Here is an 18,350-nt window from a genome sequence, read left to right on the forward strand (position 1 = left end):
AGTTGAACACTATACTGTATATTTATACAGTTTTCCACGACGTGCATTCGCTGCATGTGTCGCACGTCAGACGGCAGCGGCGCCTCGCGTGGCGAGCGCCGTGCCGCGCGCCATTTGAGGCGTCAGGCGTCGCTTTCCTTGCGCCCTTCATAGGCTGTCAGAAGCTTGTGGGCGACCATGTCGACGGCCGGTTTGACAAGACCGTTCTTGTCCGTCCACACCTTGGGCGTGAGCGCCCCGCTCAACGCGATGCTGTCCGCATCGCTCAAGGCGAGCAGCGCGGTTTGCACGTCGCTGTCGAATGCAATGACGTTGACGAAAATCGTGTCGCCGTCATTGGTGGCCGCGCGCACCTTGCAGGTCACGAAGCGCGTGCCGTTTTGCCCCGTGCGAAGCTGCGCCTCGCCATATAAGCGCCCGCTCACCAGTCCATCGATCATTTGCTGCTCCGTTGATTGCAGATAACGCACACGATGTGCGGCGCATATGATCCCACGAGAGCGCGCGCCGCCGCGCATTCACGCGCTGCCCGCCGCCTCGAAGATATCGCGCAGCCATTGCGCGAACACGCGCACGCGCGACGACAGTTGCCGATTCTGCGGATACAGCACGGACACCGGCATCGGCGGCGGCGGGAAGTCGGCGAGAATGATCTTCAGACGCCCGGTCGCCAGTTCGTCCGCCACGCGGTAGCGCGGCACCTGGACAATACCTAGCCCGGCCACCGCCGAGCCTGTGTAGAGTTCGACGCCCGTCACGGACACCGCGCCGGGCAGGAGCATCGGCATAACGCGGCCTTCGACGCTGAACTCCAGCGGCACCGGTTTGCCCGTCGCGCTCGACACATAGTTGACCGCGCGGTGCGTGCCGAGCGCCGACGGATCGGCGGGCTCACCATATTTGTTCAGATAGGCCGGGCTTGCCACTGTCACTTGCGGCAGTTGCGCGACGCGGCGCGCCACCATCGACGAATCTTGCAGGTTGCCGGCTCGCAGCACGCAGTCGATGCCTTCGCGCACCAGGTCGACCAGACGGTCGTCTTCGCCGATTGTCAGCTCGATGCCGGGGTGGCGTGCGAGGAACGCCGGCAGCGCCGGCACCACGAAGTGCCGCGCGAGCGTGCCTTGCAGATTCACGCGCAACAGCCCCTTGGGCGCGAGGTTGGAGAACGAGCCCTCGGCGTCTTCCATATCGGCGATGAGCCGCACGCAGCGCCCGTAATACGCCTGCCCGTCGGGCGTCAGGCGAACCGTGCGCGTGGTGCGCTCGAGCAGCCGCGCGCCGAGCCGCTCCTCCATACGCTTGACGAGGTTCGTGACGGTCGCGCGCGGAATCTGCAAGTCGTCGGACGCGCGCGTGAAGCTTTGCCGCTCGGCGACCCGCACGAAAACACGCATTTCCTCGAAACGGTCCATAGGCAACGCACCTATTGTTAAAGCGAATGGAATGATGATGGCCACTCTAACCCGATTATCTCGAAGCCGAAAGCGTCCATCATTCAGTTACCCACTCAATACCGAAAAGGAAACGCACCATGAACACCGTCAGAAACGCTCAAATCGCTATCGTTACCGGCGCATCGCGCGGCATTGGCGCCGCCATTGCACGACGCCTGTCGAACGACGGTTTTGCCGTCGTCGTCAACTACGCATCGAGTTCCAATGAAGCCGATGCGCTCGTCGCCGAGCTCAACGCGGCGGACGGCCGGGCAATCGCGGTGAAGGCCGATGTGTCGAAAGCCGGCGACGTGCGCCGCATGTTCGATACCGCCGAGCAGCAACTGGGCAAAGTGGATGTGCTGGTCAACAACGCCGGCGTGATCAAGCCGACGCCGCTTGCCGACACCAGCGACGAACTGTACGACCGCACATTCGACATCAACGTGCGGGGCACCTTCAACACGTTGCGCGAAGCGGCGGGCCGCATGAACGACGGTGGACGCATCGTCAATTTTTCGAGCACGACCGTCGCGCTGAACATGCCCGGCTACGCGATCTACAGTGCGAGCAAGGCTGCGGTGGAAACGTTCACGCACGTGTTCGCGAAGGAACTGCGCGGGCGCAACATCACGGTGAACGCGGTGGCGCCGGGTCCGGTTGCGACGGCGCTGTTTTTCGACGGCAAGACCGACGAGCAGATCCAGCACTTCGCGAAGATGCCGCCGCTGGAACGCCTCGGGCAACCGGGAGACATTGCGTCGGTGGTGGCTTTCCTCGCGAGCCCGGAAGCCGGCTGGGTCAACGGTCAGGTACTGCGGGCGAACGGCGGGCTGGCTTGACGTGGTTGACGCGAATCTGGGCCGCTCTGTGAGGGATCGGGTCGATTCCGGCCCGATCCGACGCGATAAAAAGCCGCCTGACTAACGCCTCACGACGCGCTGCGAGTTGCGCGCTTACACCGCTTTTGGATTGCGCTCAGCGAACCCTTCCTGATGCCAGTACGGATAAGCCTGCCGCACGGCGCTCGCGGCGTCGAGCCTCGCGACCTGCTCGGGCGTCAGATTCCAGCCGACCGCGCCGAGGTTTTGCCGCAGTTGCTCCTCATTGCGAGCGCCGATCAGCACGGTCGACACCGTCGGACGCTGCAACAGCCAGTTCAGTGCAATCTGCGGCACCGTCTTGCCGGTTTCGACAGCGATCTCGTCGATCGCGTCCAGCACGCGGTACAGATATTCTTCCGGCACCGGCGGGCCCATGTCGGCGGTCTTGTGCAAGCGGCTCGTGTCCGGCAACGGCTGGCCGCGCTTGATCTTGCCGGTTAGACGTCCCCAGCCGAGCGGGCTCCACACCACCGCGCCCACGCCCTGATCGACGCCGAGCGGCATCAGCTCCCACTCGTAATCGCGCCCGACGAGCGAGTAGTACGTCTGGTTCGCGACATAGCGCGGATAGCCATAGCGGTCCGCCGTGTCCAGCGACTTCATCAGATGCCAGCCTGAAAAGTTCGACACGCCGGTGTAGCGGATCTTGCCGGCGCGCACCAGGTCGTCGAGCGTGGACAGCACTTCTGCTACCGGCGTTCTGGCGTCGAAACCATGCAGTTGAAAAAGATCGATGTAATCGGTTTGCAAGCGCTTGAGCGCGGCGTCGACGGCCTGAATCAGATGAAAGCGCGACGAGCCGACGTTGTTCGGACCGTCGTCGAAACGGAAGGTCGCCTTGGTCGAGATGATCGCTTTGTCGCGCTTGCCTTTCAGCGCTTCACCGAGCACCGACTCCGAAGCGCCGCGCGAATAGATGTCGGCGGTATCGAACATCGTCACGCCTGCATCGAGGCAGATGTCGATCAGACGCCGCGCTTCATCGACGTCGGTCGAGCCCCACGCCTGAAAAAATTCGCCCTTGCCGCCGAACGTGCCCGTGCCGAAACTCAGCACCGGCACCTTGAAACCGGATGCACCCAGATGTCTGTATTCCATTGATGAATCTCCGTGGCATAGCCGTCGTTGAAACGGAGGTTCAGTCTACGCCGGTCAGTGCGAACGCGTGGTCGGCGAGCGCAGCGCGCACCGTCTGCATCACACTGTCCCAATCGCCGAGCGCGGGTTGCCTGAAGAGCCTCGCGCGCGGATACCAGGGCGTGTCGCTGCGTTCGAGCATCCAGCGCCAGCAGGTGTCGAAGCGGTTCAGAATCCACACCGGCCGGTCGAGCGCGCCGGCCAGATGTACCGTGGATGTGTCGACGGAAATCACCAGATCGAGGTTTGAGACGAGCGCGGCCGTATCGGCGAAATCGTTCAGTTCGGCGGTGTAGTCCACGACGTGCGCGGCCCATTCGCTGGCAGGCAATTGTTGCGCCGCCGGTCCTTTTTGCAGGCTGAAGAATTGCACATTGGGGACGTTCGGCACGTTCGCCACCTTGGGGACGTCGAGAAGCGGCGCGAAGCGCGCGAGCGCGACCGAACGGCGCGCGTCGTTCTTGCGAAGCTCCGCCACGTGCGGCCGGTTGCCGCCCGCCCACACGAGGCCGACCTTGAGCCGGCCCTGCGCGTCTTTATCGATACGATTGCGCCATTCGCGAGCCGCCACCGGCTCCGGAAAAAGATAAGGCGTGGCTGACGGAATGCTGCCCACGTCTGTCCTGAACGCGAGCGGCAAGCTCAATAGCGGACAGTGGCAGTCGAACGGCGGCAGCGGCTCGCCCGCCTCGACGATCTGATCGACGCCCTCAAGTGTGGACATCAGCCGCCGCAATTCAGGCTGCACTTCGAGTATGACTTTGGCGCCGAGCCTCGCAACCATCGCCGCATAACGGCAAAACTGTAGCGTGTCGCCAAGTCCTTGCTCGGCGTGCAGCAGAATCGTCTTGCCCGCGAGCGAAAAGTCGCCGAGCCAAAGCGGTTGCGCAACGACGCGCCGGCTCGCCTTGATGCGGCTGCGCTCCCAGCGCCATTCGTATTTGCGCCAGCCGGCTTCGAGCTGCCCCATTTGCAGCAGACACAGCGATTCATTCCAATGCGTCTCGGCGGCCTCGGGATCCAGCGCGAGCGCGCGCTGATAACTTGCAAGCGCCTGCGTATGCCGGCCCTGGTCGATCTGGGTGAGGCCAAGGTTGTTCCATGCATCGACGAAACCCGGTGCCAGCTCGAGCGCGCGCTGGTAGCTGCGCTCGGCCTCTTGCGGCTCGTTCATGTCGGAGAGCGCATTGCCGCGATTGCTCCACGCTTGTGCGTAACCAGGCTGCAACGCGAGCGCGCGATCGCAGCTGGCGAGCGCATCGGCGGGACGGCCCAGGTCGCGCAGCACGCATGCACGATTGTTCCAGGCCTGCGCGAAATCGGCGGCGAGCGCAATCGCGCGGTCGAAACTCGCCAGCGCGACGAGCGGCTGATCGAGGCCCGCTTGCGCATTGCCGCGGTTGTTCAAGGCGTCGGGAAATTGCGGCTGCAAGGCGAGCGCGCGATTGGCACTCGCCAACGCTTCGTCGAAACGATGCAGCGCATTCAGCGCGTACGCCAGATTGGAATGGACTGCGGCCTGCTTCGGGTTGACCGCGAGCGCCCTGGTGAGCAGATCGACGCCCTCTGCGACGCGGCCGGATTGCAGCGCCAACGCACCCAGCAGTTGCAGCGCGTCGAAATGACGAGGCTTGAGTTCCAGAATCTCGCGATAGAGTTCCTGCGCCTCGGCGAGTGCGCCGTTCTGCTGAAGCGCGACGGCCTGCCGAAGCATATGGTCGAGCTGTTGCGGCAAACTGGCAGGCTTCTTCATGCGATGAGTCCGGAAAAACGCGCGCCGCACCGCTCTCTTCTGGCGAGGCCGCACGCGTGCACTGCTTTACTGCGCCGCCACCGACAGATGCTTGCGTTTGGCCAGTTCCTGCGCCATCGCGTAATGCTTCTGAATGGTCGGCAGCGCCATTTTCGCCGCGTCCTTCAACTGCGGATCGCGGCCCGAAGCGATTTCCGCCTGGAACGCCGACAGCGCCTTCTGCTCGCCGGCGAGTGCGACCTGTTCGATATAAGCCTTGTCGAACTCGGCGCCACGCAGATTGTTGATGCTCGCGAGCACGGCGGTGTCGGGGTCGTTCTTCGGCACGTCGACGCCGCGCGGGCTCGCCGCGCGCAGCGCGTCCGAGATCTTAGCGTTATCGGTCGAGACGCGCTCGGCAAATGCCTTGACGTCGCGGTCCGTGGAACGCGACGTGGCGATGCGCGCGGCATCGCGTTGGGTGGCGACGGCCTTGGTGCCGTCGGAGATGAACGTCTGGTCGGCGGCATGCAGACGGCCCGCGTCCGGCGCGGCGGCGGCCGGCGTCGTCTGGGCGCTGGCCGCCGTGGCGACGAGCAGCAGGCTGGCCATTGAGGCGCTGGCAATAGTGACGAGAGGCAAGCGGATCATACGTTCTCCTTGGATTGAAAGCGAAACGGCAACGATGCGGGGCCTGGCGCTGCGTCGGGCTTTGGCTTTGGCTCGCCTTCGGCTCGCAAAGCCGGCTCCCAAGCCCCCGCGAGCGCCGCGTGGCGCCACCCTTCATCGCCGGGGAAAATTCTAGAAGCCATGCCACGCGCCGTGTGATACGACGCTGTCGCTTGTGTAACGTTAGGTAACCCTCACACGAATACGCCGCCTCGTGCACGAGATCGAGCGGCTCACCCAGGGATTGCCAGCAGAAATCCGACGAAGCGCTGAATTTTTCGGCAGCCGCGCCGATAACAAAAAGTAAGAGGCGCGTCCGCATCAATCACGCAGCGCGCGCCACGCACCGCAATCCTGGAGAGATTCGATGGCAGCAGATAACCGCGCGCACGACGAACGCAGCAACCTGACGAGTTCCAACAAATTCGAACTGCTGCTGTATCGGCTGGGTTCCGTTCCCGGCAGTGACGCGCACGAGCTTTACGGCATCAACGTGTTCAAGGTTCGCGAGATTTCGACGATGCCGCCGGTCACGCCGATCGCCGGTTCGTCGCCGTATGTGATGGGCGCGGTCGACATTCGCGGCCAGATCATCCCCGTGATCGACTTGCCGCGGCTGATGGGCTGCGAGCCCACGCGCGGCCTGAACATCCTGCTCGTGACCGAATTCGCGCGCTCCACCCAGGCGTTCGCGGTCGAGGAAGTCGACGACATCGTGCGTCTCGAATGGAATCAGGTGCTTTCCGCGGAAGGGGCGGCGGGCGGCAATCTGGTGACGAGCATTGCGCGCATCGACGGCAATACGGGCGATTCGCGGCTCGCGCAGGTGATCGACGTCGAACAGGTGTTGCGCGATGTGTTCCCGTCGCAGCATCCGAGCGTGGACCCGGCGTCCGTTGGAGACGCGCTCGGCATTCGCCCGGGCGCGAAGATTCTCGCCGCCGACGACTCCGGCTTCGCCCGCAAATTGATCGAACAGGCGTTGACCGCGATCGGCGCGGAATACGTGATGGCGAAGACCGGCGAAGAGGCCTGGCAAACCTTGCAGCAGGTCGCGCATGAAGCGCAGGCGAACGGCTCGCGCGTCAAGGACAGCATCGCGCTCGTTCTGACCGACCTCGAAATGCCCGAGATGGACGGGTTCATGCTGACTCGCCACATCAAGGCCGACGAGCGGACTCGCGACATTCCGGTGATCATCCATTCGTCGTTGACGGGCGCGGCCAACGAGGCGCATGTGAAGAACGCCGGCGCGAACGGCTATGTCGCGAAGTTTGCCGCAGGCGAGCTGGCGAACGCAATCCGCGCCGCGCTGATGTCTTCCGCGGAAGCCGCGGCCTGACGATAGTGCATGGCGGCCGCGCGCTCGCTCGCGCGGATTCTACTGAGACGCGGCGAGCGCAATGGAAAAGGAGAGCCGGCTCGTCGCGACGCCCATCGTGTTCAGCATTCGCGGCGCATGGAAAGAGTCGAGCTTCGCGCGCTGCGCCGCGGTTCCGATATCGAGTTGCGCCAGCACTTCGGCAACCACCGCGTAAAGAACGCCGACATTGCCGTCTTCTATTTTCACCGCGATGCCGAGCGCGCCTTGCGCGCCCATCTTCGCCGTGTGCGCCGCCGTCTGGGTCGACGCGCGCACGCCAATCGCATAACTGCCGTCCGCGCCCACTTTACCGACGAGCGCACTGTCGAACGCGTTCATCAACGTTGTGCAGAAACGCCCCTCGCCTGCGACGAGTTCCGGATAAGCCGTCATCGCGCGGTAGATGCGCGCGAGCGCCGCTGTCCGCAGTGCGGGCACTGAACCGGACAATGCCGAGGACACATCGTCCTGCGCGGCGGCCAGCTTCATGAACAGGCGTGCGAGACGATCGAGTGGAAAGGCGGGCGTGGGCAGATTGCAACCGTCGATGGCCCATTGCACGCCATCGTCCGGCAGATCGCAGACGTCGGCGACCGTATGCTTCACGCGAATCTGCAACGGATGCTCCGGCTGTTCGTAGCCGCCAAGCGCCGCGCCGATCGAACGCGCGCCGGCCAGCATGCCTGCGTGCTTGCCCGAGCAATTGCTGCATACGGCGCCCGGTTTGAAATCGCGTTTGATCCAGTCGACGTACACCGCATCGGATAGTGGCGGATGACCACCGCAGCGCAAGTCCGTTTCGCTCGCCTGCGCTTTCGCCAACATGTGCCGCGCACGCTCGATGTGACGCGGCTCGCTGCTATGCGAGCCGCACATCAGTGCGAGGTCGGCTTCGTCGAAACCGAAGCGCTCCAGTGCGCCCGTTTCGAGCACCGCCAGCGCTTGCGCGGGCTTCGCGGCGGAGCGCGCCAACGTGACGCGCGACGGGTCACCGAACGAATACAACAGGCGGCCATTCGAATCGGCCACCGCCACATGCGCGCGGTGCGTGTTCTCTACCGAATCGCCGCGATAGACGGTCGCCGCAATCGGCCCGGCCGTGTGCAAAGTCATGCCCTTTCTCCTCGTGATCGCGCGAATCGTTGCGCCGGCAATCCAGCGTCGCGATCGCATCATGATAGCGGCTATGACTCGCCTCGGATCACGCTCGATCACACACCTGGGGCAGCCGGGAGGCGCTTGAATTGCGCCACTTGCGCTTCCAGTTCCTGGATGCGCTCATCGCGTTCCTGCAACGCGGCGGCCACGTCCGCGGCCTCGAAACGTTGCGGAATATGCTGCGGGCAATTGACGTCCCACGCATGCACGCTCATCACGACCACGCGTTCGCCGCGCGCCTTGTAACCCTCGGGCATCAGCTTCGCAAGCAGCGCGGGATCGTCGTCGATCACGCGCGCGTCGCCCCATATCTTGATGCGCCGGCGATGCGCATAGTCGACGAGAAAAAGATGCGCCTTCGGGTTGTCCGCAAGGTTGCCCGCCGTGATGTACTGTCGATTGCCGGCGAAGTCGGCGAAAGCGATGGTGTGATCGTCGAGCACACGCAGAAACCCCGCCGGGCCGCCGCGATGCTGGATATACGGCTGCCCTTGCGCGCTCGCTGTGGCAAAGAACACGCTCGTCTGCTGCTCGATGAAACGCGCGACATCGGGCGTCAGGCGCGTCTGCCAGCCGTGCTCTTCTTCCATGCGCGCATAGGCGTCGCGCGAACCGTTGCGGCTTTGCAATGACTTGACGGTGGGCGTAAAAGCGATGTCGCTCGGAAAAGCGTGCGGCTGCGGGTCGAGGCGTGTCATGAAGCGGCTCCTTCGCGGGCGGTCCCGCAGGTAACGCGCTCAACCTTAACCGTTCGAGCCTTCAGCGAGAAGCCGGCTGGAACGAGAACCGGGTTTTCATCAATCGAGAATAGCGCGCAGCGTGAGCCTGGGCGCGCCGCTCATACGCTCGGCACCAGTTCCTCTTCGCGTTCGAGCGAACGCGTATTCCCCAGTTCGGGGAAGAGCTTCATCCACAGCAAGGCGACCGTGATCGTCGCGATGCCGCCTACCAGTACGGCCGTTCGTGCGCCCCACCAGCCGGCTGTCACGCCGGATTCGAATTCGCCCAACTGATTCGACGTCCCAATGAAAAGCGAATTGACGGCGCTCACCCGTCCGAGCATTTCATCCGGCGTGCGAAGCTGCACGAGCGACAGACGCACGACCACGCTGATGGTGTCCGACGCACCCAGGACCATCAACGCGAGCAGCGAAACGATGAACTGATGCGACATGCCGAAGACGAGCGTGGCTACTCCGAACGCGACCACGCCGCCGAACATGGCCGCGCCGGGCCGGTTGCGCAGCGGGAAATGCGCGAGCCAGATCGTCCCCGCGAGCGCGCCGATGGCCGTGCCCGAGCGCAACAGGCCAAGCCCGAGCGGCCCCGTATGCAGAACGTCTCGCGCGAACACCGGCAACAACGCGGTCGCACCGCCGAATAGCACGGCGAACAGATCAAGCGATAGCGCCCCGAGTATGACCGGCTCCTTGCGAATAAACGCGATGCCGGAGAACACCGATTCGAGCGTGACAGGTGCGCGGCTCGCTGGCTTCGCGCGCAGCGGAATGGCCCACACGGCCGTGGCCGCGGCGGCGAAAGACAGCGTGCACGCGAGATATGCGGCGCCCGGACCGATGCCGTAAAGCAGCCCGCCGAGCGCGGGACCGGCGATCTGCGCAGTCTGGTTCGCCGAGGTGGCCCACGCGGTCGCCCTCGGCAATTGCGCGCGGGGCACAACGCCCGGCAGCAGCGAAGCGACCGCCGGCGATTCGAACGCGCGCGCCGCGCCCACGCATGCGGCCAGCGCATAGATGACCGGCGCGCTGATCCATCCGCCAAAGGTGCCGCACGCGAACAGCAACGCCGCGACGCTTTCGAGGCTCTGGCAGATGGCCGCGATGCGCCGGCGATCGTAGCGGTCCGCAAAGTGGCCCACTACGAGCGTGAGCAGGAACATCGGCAGGAATTGAGCGAGACCGACGAGGCCGAGTGCGAACGCACTGTGCGTGAGCGCGTAGATGTGCCATCCCATCGCAACGGCGAGCATCTGGAAAGACAGCGACGAGAGGATGCGCGTGCACCAGAAGCGTTGAAACGCAGGTTGCTTCGGCAGGCTGACGGCGGAGGGATTGGCGGAGTCGCTGGGATCGTTTGAATCGGCGGGAACGGGAGGCATCGAGGTCGTGGGAGTTTGATGTGACCGGGCGTGGGCGGCAGCTAGTTTAGAGCAAGCGTGTCCGTTTTGCTGGCGCGCGCCGTCAACGCCGCTGCGCAAGCAAAGCCGGACCTGCGCAGCCGCACTACCACTGTCGCAATGGTTTCAATTGATAATCATTCTCATTTACATTATCCTCTCGCATCCTTAATATGAACCGACGCCGCGAGGCATTCCGGACCGCTCGGGTGCGGGGATGCCGCGTCGTCCGAACCATCCATGCGCTTCGTGAAAACCTCCGCGCCGCCCGGCCGTTATCGCCGTTCCGGCATCCGTTTGCCTCTGTCGATGTTGATGTACATCGCGACCGCGCCCGCCGCAATGGCCGCCGCTTCGTCCGATGCTGCAAGCGCCCAGCCCACCGCTTCGACGGAATTGCCGGCGGTCGCCGTGCAAGCGGCCCCGCTCGCGGACCCGACCGCCGGCTATCGTCCGCACACGAGCCAAACGGCGAGCGGCATCGCGACAAAGATTCGCGACATTCCGCAGTCCGTCGCCGTGGTCAGTTCAACTGTGATGCAGGACCAGCAGGCGCGCACACTCGACGACGTACTGAGCAACGTGAGCGGCGTCACGCAGACCAACACGCTCGGCGGAACGCGCGACGCGTTCATCAAGCGAGGCTTCGGTTCGAACGACGACGGCTCGATTCTCGTCGACGGCGTTCGAGCGCCGATCCTGCACAACTATCTGGCGACGATCGACCGCGTCGAAGTTCTCAAGGGCCCCGCTTCGCTGCTGTACGGCATTCAGGAGCCGGGCGGCGTCATCAACCTGATCACGCGCAAACCGGAGGACACGTTCCACGGCTCCGTGTCGGCGAACTATACGAGCCATCGCGGCAGCGGGGCCGGCTTCGACCTGACCGGGCCCATCGGCCAGCCCGGGCAGGTCGCGGGCGGCACACTCGCCTTCCGCCTGACCGGCGAGTACAACACGGCTCGCTACTGGCGCAGCTTCGGACGTCAGCGCGACTCCCTGATCGCGCCGTCGCTATCGTGGCACGACGCGAACACCTCGATCGACGTGAGCTACCAGTACGTCGACTACACGACGCCGTTCGACCGCGGCACCGTGCTGGTCAATGGTCATCTCGACGATGCACTGCGCTTCACCCGCTATGAAGAAGCGTGGGCCCAAAGCTCCGGCGAGCAGGAGACGCTGCGCGCGAAGATCGAGCACCGCTTCTCCGACGAATGGCGTGTGCGCGCAACTTACGGATGGAGCCGCGATCGCTACGACCAGTACCTCACGCGCGCGACGGCGTTCAACAGCACGACCGGCATCATGAGCCGCTCGTCAGATGCGAACCTCCAGCGCAACGATTCCGACGAGATTGCCACCGTCGGCGCAATCGGCAATCTGAAACTCGCAGGCATGCGTCACGAGTTGTACGTGGGCGGCGAGTATGAGCGCCAGCGCAGCTTCCGCGGCGACACGATTCGTGGCAAGGCGGTGTCCGGCTTCGATCTGTTTGATCCCGTCTATGGAACGCTCGGCACGGGCGGCACACCGAGTGCGACGCAAAGCGACAGCCTGTCGAAAGTCCACACCTATTCCGTCGTCACCCAGGATACGGTTCATCTGACCGACAGGCTGATCGCTGTGGGCGGCGTGCGCTGGGAGAACTGGCAGCAACTGTCAGGCGTGGGCCGTCCGTTCGTGATCGCCGATCAGTCGCATGGGCAAGTGTGGCTACCGCAATTCGGCCTCGTGTATCGGCTGACGCCGGCGCTTTCCGCCTACGCCAACTTCAGCAAGTCGTTCGTGCCGAACGTCGCCACGCAAGTGAGCGAGCCGCTCGCGCCGGAGCGCGGGCGCGTCTATGAAACAGGCCTGAAGTTCGACGCGCACGGCATCACCGGCACACTCGCGGTTTATCAGATCGACAAACAGAATGTCGCGGTGACGGTCGGCGATACGACAGAAACGGTGGGCAGCGCGAGATCGCGCGGAATTGAACTGGACGTTGCTGGACGGCTCACGCAGCATGTCAGCGTGATCGGCAGCTATGCATACACGAACGCGACGGATCGCGACGACGGCACGCGCCTCGCGAATGCGGCACGTCATACGGGCAGCGTCTTCGCCGTGTACGACACGATGCTGCCGTATCTGCCGGGGCAATGGCGCTTTGGCGGCGGCGCGCGACTCGTGAGCAAGCGGCCAGGCGATACGGCGAACAGCTTCACGCTGCCGGGTTATGTCGTCGCCGATCTGTTCGCCGCCTATGACACGAAGATCGGCAAGATTCCGACGCATGTGCAGCTGAACGTGAAGAACGTGCTCGACAAAACGTACTATCCGTCGAGCAATAGCAATCTGATCATCGCGGTCGGCGAGTCGCGGCTGGTGATGTTGAATACGACGTTTTCGTTCTAAAACGGCGTAGTCGCGATCCAGAGGGCCGGATATTCACGCTCGTCCCGCGCGCGGAAGCTGGGGAGTCATCGGTTCGCCGACTTCTCGCAAGGTTTGCAGACCGAATTAACAGATCAACGACGCAGCAACCACATCAGATAAGGCCCGCCCAGCAGCGTCGCAATCACGCCGGCCGGCATCTGCTGCGGGAAGATCATGTTGCGCCCGAGCCAGTCCGACAGCACCATCAGCAAGCCGCCGATGAGCGCCGCAACGAGCATCTGCGAGCGCGCGCGCGGAAAGCCGAGCAGACGCGCGAGATGAGGCGCCATCAAGCCGACGAACGACATCGGACCGATCACGACCGTCGCGCCCGCCGTCAGAATCGCGGCGACCACGAGCAGCAGCAGCCGCGCGCGTTGTGCGCCCACGCCGAGCGCATTCGCGACGTTGGCGCCGAGCGGCAGAATCTCCAGCCAGCGCGCGCCGAGATACGCGACGAGCACAGCAGCAACCGTACACAGGCCAACGGCGATGGCCGTCGCGGGCACGATCAGGTAAGTCGAGCCGTACTGCAGCGGACGCAGCAGGTTCGCATAGGCGCCGCCGCTCGCCGTCGCGAGCATCACGACCGCCTGCGAGAACGCGCTGATTGCAATGCCCGCGAGCAACACGTGTTCCGGCGCAAAACCGCTGCGGCGGCCGAGCGCGACGATCGTCAGCAGGCAGACCAGTGCGCCCGCCGACGAACCCGCGAGCAGCACAGGCGTCGACGGCACCGTGGCGACGACGGCGGCCACCAGCATCCCGAGCATCGCGCCGCCGCTGACGCCGAGCAGATCCGGGCTCGCCATCGGATTGCCGGTGACCCGCTGCAGGATCGTCCCCGCAAGCGCGACCATCACGCCGGCGCCGAGCGACGCCACGAGCCGCGGCACACGCCAGAACCACAGGTCGCGCCATTGCTGCGCGTCCATCCATTGCCAGCCGTGCAGCGTGAGCGAAAAACACAGCGACACGACAACCCCAGCGAGCAGCAACCCGCCGAGCAGCAGCACGGCTACGGGTAACGCGCGGCGCGGCATCGCGCTGTCCGTCGATGCGGGACGCGGCGCCTCGATGTGCACGCGGCGCAACATCCACAGCAGCAGCGGACCACCGCAGAGCGCCACCGCGGCGCCCGTCGGCAGCAGTTCGCCGAGCACGCCCGGTAGACTCTGCACAGCCTGATCGGCAATTGCCAGCAACAGCGCGCCGACGAGCGGCGCCCACAGCAACTGGTCGCGCAGCCGGCGCGCGCCCATCAGGCGCGCGAGCACCGGCCCGCCGAGCCCAATGAAGCCGATCACGCCGACCGCGCTCTCCACGAACGCGCTCAGGATCACGGCGATGCCAAGCGCGACCGGCCGCGTCCATGCGAGCGACATGCCGAGCTGGCTTGCGCTGCCGTCGTCGACAGAAAACAGCGTGAGCGGCCGCACCAGCAGCGCCGCGGCAAGTCCGCAGGCGAGCACCCGCGGCAGCAGCCAGACGACGCTCGCCCAGCCGTTCTGCACGAGCGACCCGCCGCCCCAGACGAACACGGATGCGAGCGAGCGCTCGAACACAATCGTTAGGAGAACGGATAGCGCGCCGCAATACAGATTCACGATCATCCCCGCCAACACGATCGATACGGCGGCGAAGCCCTTGCGCCAGGTCATCGCCACGGTCGCCAGCATCGCGAGCGCGGCGCCCGTCAACGCAACCGTGAAGCGCATGTCGGCCACCAGCGCGGGCGCGATGACGGCGGCTATCGTTAGTGCAAGATAGGCGCCCGCCGACACGCCGAGCGTGAGCGGCTCTGCAAGCGGATTGCGCAGCACCTGCTGGAACACGACGCCGGCAAGCGACAACGCAGCACCGGCTATCAGCGCGATGGCGACGCGCGGCAGCCAGCCATAACGCACGACGAGCTGCGGCAGCGTCGCGTCGGCGCCGGATAGTACGACGCCCGGCCATTGCGCGACAGGTAGCCGCGCCGACAGCGTGCGATAAACGAGCCACGCGGCGAGCATCAGCAGCAGCACGGGCAGCCGCCACGCGCGAGGCGCGGCAAAGGCGGCGACGGTCGCCGTCGAGCGGTTCATGCGGTCACTCCTTGCAGCGCTTTCGCGAGGCTATCGGCGAAACGCATCGACGCAACGATACCGCCGAGCGCCGGCAGCGGGCCGATGTGCTGCACCCGATGCTGCCTGACGAACGGCAGCGCGCCCCATAGCGGGCTTCGCGCAAGTTGCGCAGCCACGCCCGGCGGCACGCCGATAGCGACGACTTGCGCATCGGTATGTCTCGCGAGCGCGCCCAGGTCCGCTTCGGTCATGCCTTGCGGATCGGCGAGGCCCTGCCACGCGTTGTCGATTTGAAGCGCGTCGAGCACCCCGCCGAACAGGCTGTTTCTGCCGAACACGGCGATATGCCGGTCGTCGATTGGACGTAGCAAATAGAGCGGGCGTCCGGTCGCGCGAAAACCCGCGAGACGCGCGGACGCGTCGGCGAGCACGGCGTCGGCGCGCGCGAAGAGCGCATCGGCCGCGGCGTCGCAGCCGAGCGCGCCGGCAAGCTTGCGGGTCGCGGTATGAACCGCCGGATAAACGTCGATGCCGGGGCCGAACAGTTGCACCGTCAGCGTCGGCGCGATCCGTTCCAGCAACGCACGCAGCGGCGCGTGCCATGACGTGATGACGATGAGCTCGGGCTTGAGCGCCTCGAGCACCTCGAAATTGGGCTGGTACAGCAAGCCTGTGTCGACGACCGAAGGCGGCAACGCCGGAACGCCGTCGAGCTTCGCATACCACGAGGGACGCGCAACGCCGACGGGTACTACCCCGAGCGACAGCACGACTTCCGTCAGCGGCCAGTCGAGCACGACGACGCGCGCAGCCGGACTTGCAGGCGAGCCAGCAGCCACACTCGCGACCGTGCGCCCTGCCAAACCGACGGCCGCCGCGCGCGCGAACGGCGCGCCCGATGCCGCCAGCGCCGCCGCGCCGAAACCCGCGAGCGCAAGGCGCCGCTTGCCGCTAAAGCTCATACCCGCCGTCATGACGACACGTGCCGCCAGCCATCCGCGCAGCCCTTCGTCATTGCCGTCACCATTGGTAGCGCGCCGTTCCGAGCACCGTACGCGTCGCACCCCAGTAACAAACAGCCGCTGTCGTGCAGTACGAGATGTACTCGCGGTCGAACACGTTGTTCAGATTGAGCGACAGGCGCCAGTTCTGGATGTCGTAATGCGCGCCCAGGTCGACGAGCACACGCCCCGGCACCGTGAACGTATTGGCTGCATCGCCCGCAGAACTGCTCATATAGCGCACGCCCGAGCCAAGGCCGAAGTTGCGCAGCGGTCCGCGGTGGAACGTGTAATCCGCCCACAACGAGGCCGTGTTGCGAGGCGCGATCGTCGGACGCTTGCCAAGGCTGGCAGCCGTCGTGGTGTTCGTCACTTCCTGGTTCAGATAGGTGTACGACGCGATCACCTTCACGTCCGCGGTGATGTTTGCGTGCGCTTCCAGTTCGACGCCGCGCGAGCGGATCTGCCCGGTCTGTAGCGCGCTGCCCGGATGGTTTGGATCGGTCACCTGCACGTTGTCCTGCGTCAGCGTAAACGCGGCCAGCGAGAAGAAGCCGTCGAACCAGTTCGGCTGATAACGCACGCCGGCTTCGACCTGCCGTCCCTTGGTCGGCGAGAACGGAGCACCGGAATACGTTGCGCCGAGCACCGGCTGGAACGAACGCGAGTAGCTGATGTACGGTGCAATGCCGTTCTCGAATTCATACGCGAGCCCGGCACGCCAGGTGAACGCGTGATCGTTCGAGTGGTAGGTCGTGCCGGCTCCGGTAGTGAGCAGCGTGGTCTGCTGGTTGCCGCCCGTCCAGTCCTCACGCACCCCGAAGGTCAGCACCCAGTTGCGCCAGCGCGCCTCGTCCTGCGCATACACGCCGACGGTGCTCAGCGAATAATCGAGGCGCGTGTTGGCCTGCTGCGTCGGCAGCGACGAGAAGTTCGGGTTGTACAGATCGACCGTGCCGAGGACGGAGTTGCCTTCAGTGTCGCCGAGCATGGTCCGCTGATAGTCGAGGCCGAACAGCAATGTGTGCTGCACCGGGCCCGTCGTCACCTTGGCCTGCGCGTGAGTGTCGACCTGGAACTGCGTGTAGTGCTCGTTGTCGACGTTGCCCCACATCGACACCGTACGCTTGTCGGCGCCGAGCGCGCTCGTTACCGACGTCTGGTAATAATGCTGATCGATATGCAGATAGCGCAGATTCTGCGACACGCTGACTTTGTCGTTGATCGCGTGATCGAACTGATAACCGAACCAGTATTGCGTGCGGTGCATGCCGTCGCGGTCGGGATCGCCGAAATATTTATCCGGGCCGAGCCGTCCGTTCGGATTACTGAAGAGTGTCGCGCCTGCCGGAACGGGGTTAAAAAGGCCACCGTTCGGATCGCGCTGAAAGCTGCCTTGCAGCGTGAAAGTGGTGTCCCGGTTCGGGCGGATCGTGACCGAAGGCGCGATGGCGAGCCGCTGGTCCTTGATCTGGCTGACCTGCGTCTCCGCAGTGCGGGCCACGCCCGTCAGACGGTACAACACGGTGCCGTTCTTGTCGACGGGACCGCTCAGATCGAAACCCAACTGATAGTTGTTGTGGTTGCCGATCTGCATCATCACCTCGTGATACGGCTGCTCCATCGGCAGCTTGCTCACGTAGTTGACGAGACCGCCCGGGCTGCCTTGCCCGTACAGCACCGAGGCCGGACCATGCAGCACTTCCATGCGCTCCATGAAATACGGGTCGATGCGCGGTGTCGCAAAGCGCGGCGACTGGTACAGATGCAGGCCGTCCAGATACGAGTCGAGCGCGAAACCGCGGCCGTAGAGCTGGTCGAAACGAATGTCGGTGCCGTCCTGCGAATAGACGCCCGGCGTATAGCGCAGCGCCTGGTCGACGGTCTGCGCGCCCTGGTCGTCCATCTGCTGACGCGTGATGACGGACACGCTCTGCGGATTCGTCAGCAACGAGGAATCCGTCTTGGTTCCAGTCATCGAACGTTTGGCGACGTAGCCGACGCCCCCCTGTGGGTCGTCAGCAGAACTGCGCACCTGAACCGCAGGCAATTCATTCGAGGCATCGGTGCCCGAGGCAGCGGCCGGCGACTCCTGCGCATGCGCGCCAAAGCCGGCGAGACCTAACATCGACGCGACGTAAATCGGGCGCAAGTGCGGCAAGCCGCGCTCCCCCAGAGAACCGCATTTCGCTGCCTGCTTTACCTTCATTCTTCTTGTTCCCCTTTCTTGTATCCCCGAGTCAGGAGCGGCGTGCGTGCGACGCTCCTGGTGCCCGGTGATTCTCTCAAGACGGGATATTAATGTAAATAATAATCGTTCGCATTCAGCATTTTTAATCT

The 18,350-nt window shown here is 64.7% G+C and carries 14 protein-coding genes; 3 read left to right on the plus strand and 11 right to left on the minus strand.

The genetic code is table 11. The features are described 5' to 3' along the window. Positions 1-122: 122 nt before the first annotated feature. Both F759_RS0114935 and F759_RS0114940 read right to left on the minus strand, forming a co-directional pair. The gene (locus F759_RS0114935) at positions 123-440 is read right to left on the minus strand and encodes a single-stranded DNA-binding protein (RefSeq protein WP_027800560.1); all 318 of its coding nucleotides are present in this window, start codon (positions 438-440) and stop codon (positions 123-125) included. 78 nt (positions 441-518) lie between these two features. Next, entirely contained in the window at positions 519-1,415 is an 897-nt protein-coding gene (locus F759_RS0114940) for a LysR family transcriptional regulator (protein WP_027800561.1), read from the minus strand. A gap of 119 nt (positions 1,416-1,534) precedes the next feature. Between F759_RS0114940 and F759_RS0114945 the strand changes: the two genes are divergently transcribed. Beyond that, positions 1,535-2,278, plus strand: coding sequence for an SDR family oxidoreductase (locus F759_RS0114945; RefSeq protein ID WP_027800562.1), 744 nt, complete (start codon positions 1,535-1,537; stop codon positions 2,276-2,278). A gap of 114 nt (positions 2,279-2,392) precedes the next feature. Here the strand turns inward: F759_RS0114945 and F759_RS0114950 are convergent, their stop codons facing one another. The 3 genes from F759_RS0114950 to F759_RS0114960 all read right to left on the minus strand — a co-directional run bounded on the left by F759_RS0114950 (position 2,393) and on the right by F759_RS0114960 (position 5,840). Next, positions 2,393-3,418: an aldo/keto reductase gene (locus F759_RS0114950; RefSeq protein WP_027800563.1), complete on the minus strand. Its 1,026-nt coding sequence runs from the start codon at positions 3,416-3,418 to the stop codon at positions 2,393-2,395. Positions 3,419-3,458: 40 nt separating this feature from the next. Then, positions 3,459-5,210, minus strand: coding sequence for a tetratricopeptide repeat protein (locus tag F759_RS0114955; RefSeq protein WP_027800564.1), 1,752 nt, complete (start codon positions 5,208-5,210; stop codon positions 3,459-3,461). A 66-nt stretch (positions 5,211-5,276) separates the two neighbouring features. Next, the gene (locus F759_RS0114960; RefSeq protein WP_027800565.1) at positions 5,277-5,840 is read right to left on the minus strand and encodes a DUF4142 domain-containing protein; all 564 of its coding nucleotides are present in this window, start codon (positions 5,838-5,840) and stop codon (positions 5,277-5,279) included. A 385-nt stretch (positions 5,841-6,225) separates the two neighbouring features. Between F759_RS0114960 and F759_RS0114965 the strand changes: the two genes are divergently transcribed. Further along, entirely contained in the window at positions 6,226-7,200 is a 975-nt protein-coding gene (locus F759_RS0114965; RefSeq protein ID WP_027800566.1) for a chemotaxis protein CheV, read from the plus strand. A gap of 39 nt (positions 7,201-7,239) precedes the next feature. Here the strand turns inward: F759_RS0114965 and F759_RS0114970 are convergent, their stop codons facing one another. From F759_RS0114970 to F759_RS0114980, 3 genes are all read right to left on the minus strand, one after another. Further along, positions 7,240-8,334: an asparaginase gene (locus tag F759_RS0114970; protein WP_027800567.1), complete on the minus strand. Its 1,095-nt coding sequence runs from the start codon at positions 8,332-8,334 to the stop codon at positions 7,240-7,242. A 98-nt stretch (positions 8,335-8,432) separates the two neighbouring features. Continuing rightward, positions 8,433-9,077: a pyridoxamine 5'-phosphate oxidase family protein gene (locus tag F759_RS0114975; protein ID WP_027800568.1), complete on the minus strand. Its 645-nt coding sequence runs from the start codon at positions 9,075-9,077 to the stop codon at positions 8,433-8,435. Positions 9,078-9,217: 140 nt separating this feature from the next. Beyond that, complete coding sequence (locus tag F759_RS0114980) at positions 9,218-10,498, minus strand: MFS transporter (protein WP_027800569.1); 1,281 nt, start codon at positions 10,496-10,498, stop codon at positions 9,218-9,220. Positions 10,499-10,756: 258 nt separating this feature from the next. Here F759_RS0114980 and F759_RS0114985 point away from each other — a divergent pair, with 258 nt between their 5' ends. Further along, entirely contained in the window at positions 10,757-12,919 is a 2,163-nt protein-coding gene (locus tag F759_RS0114985) for a TonB-dependent siderophore receptor (RefSeq protein WP_051377278.1), read from the plus strand. A 113-nt stretch (positions 12,920-13,032) separates the two neighbouring features. Here the strand turns inward: F759_RS0114985 and fhuB are convergent, their stop codons facing one another. From fhuB to F759_RS0115000, 3 genes are read right to left on the minus strand one after another with little or no spacing between them, the layout of a single operon-like run. Further along, positions 13,033-15,027 carry a Fe(3+)-hydroxamate ABC transporter permease FhuB gene (gene fhuB, locus F759_RS0114990; protein ID WP_027800571.1) on the minus strand — a complete coding sequence of 665 codons (1,995 nt, stop codon included), beginning with the start codon at positions 15,025-15,027 and terminating at the stop codon, positions 13,033-13,035. Further along, positions 15,024-15,983 (minus strand): ABC transporter substrate-binding protein, encoded by a 960-nt coding sequence (locus F759_RS0114995; protein ID WP_027800572.1) that lies wholly within the window; start codon positions 15,981-15,983, stop codon positions 15,024-15,026. Before F759_RS0114995 ends, fhuB begins: the two co-directional genes overlap by 4 nt. Positions 15,984-16,029: 46 nt before the next feature. Further along, positions 16,030-18,219, minus strand: a complete 2,190-nt coding sequence (locus F759_RS0115000) for a TonB-dependent siderophore receptor (protein WP_027800573.1) — start codon at positions 18,217-18,219, stop codon at positions 16,030-16,032. Positions 18,220-18,350 lie beyond the last annotated feature (131 nt).

This window comes from Paraburkholderia dilworthii (assembly GCF_000472525.1).
Lineage (GTDB): Bacteria > Pseudomonadota > Gammaproteobacteria > Burkholderiales > Burkholderiaceae > Paraburkholderia > Paraburkholderia dilworthii.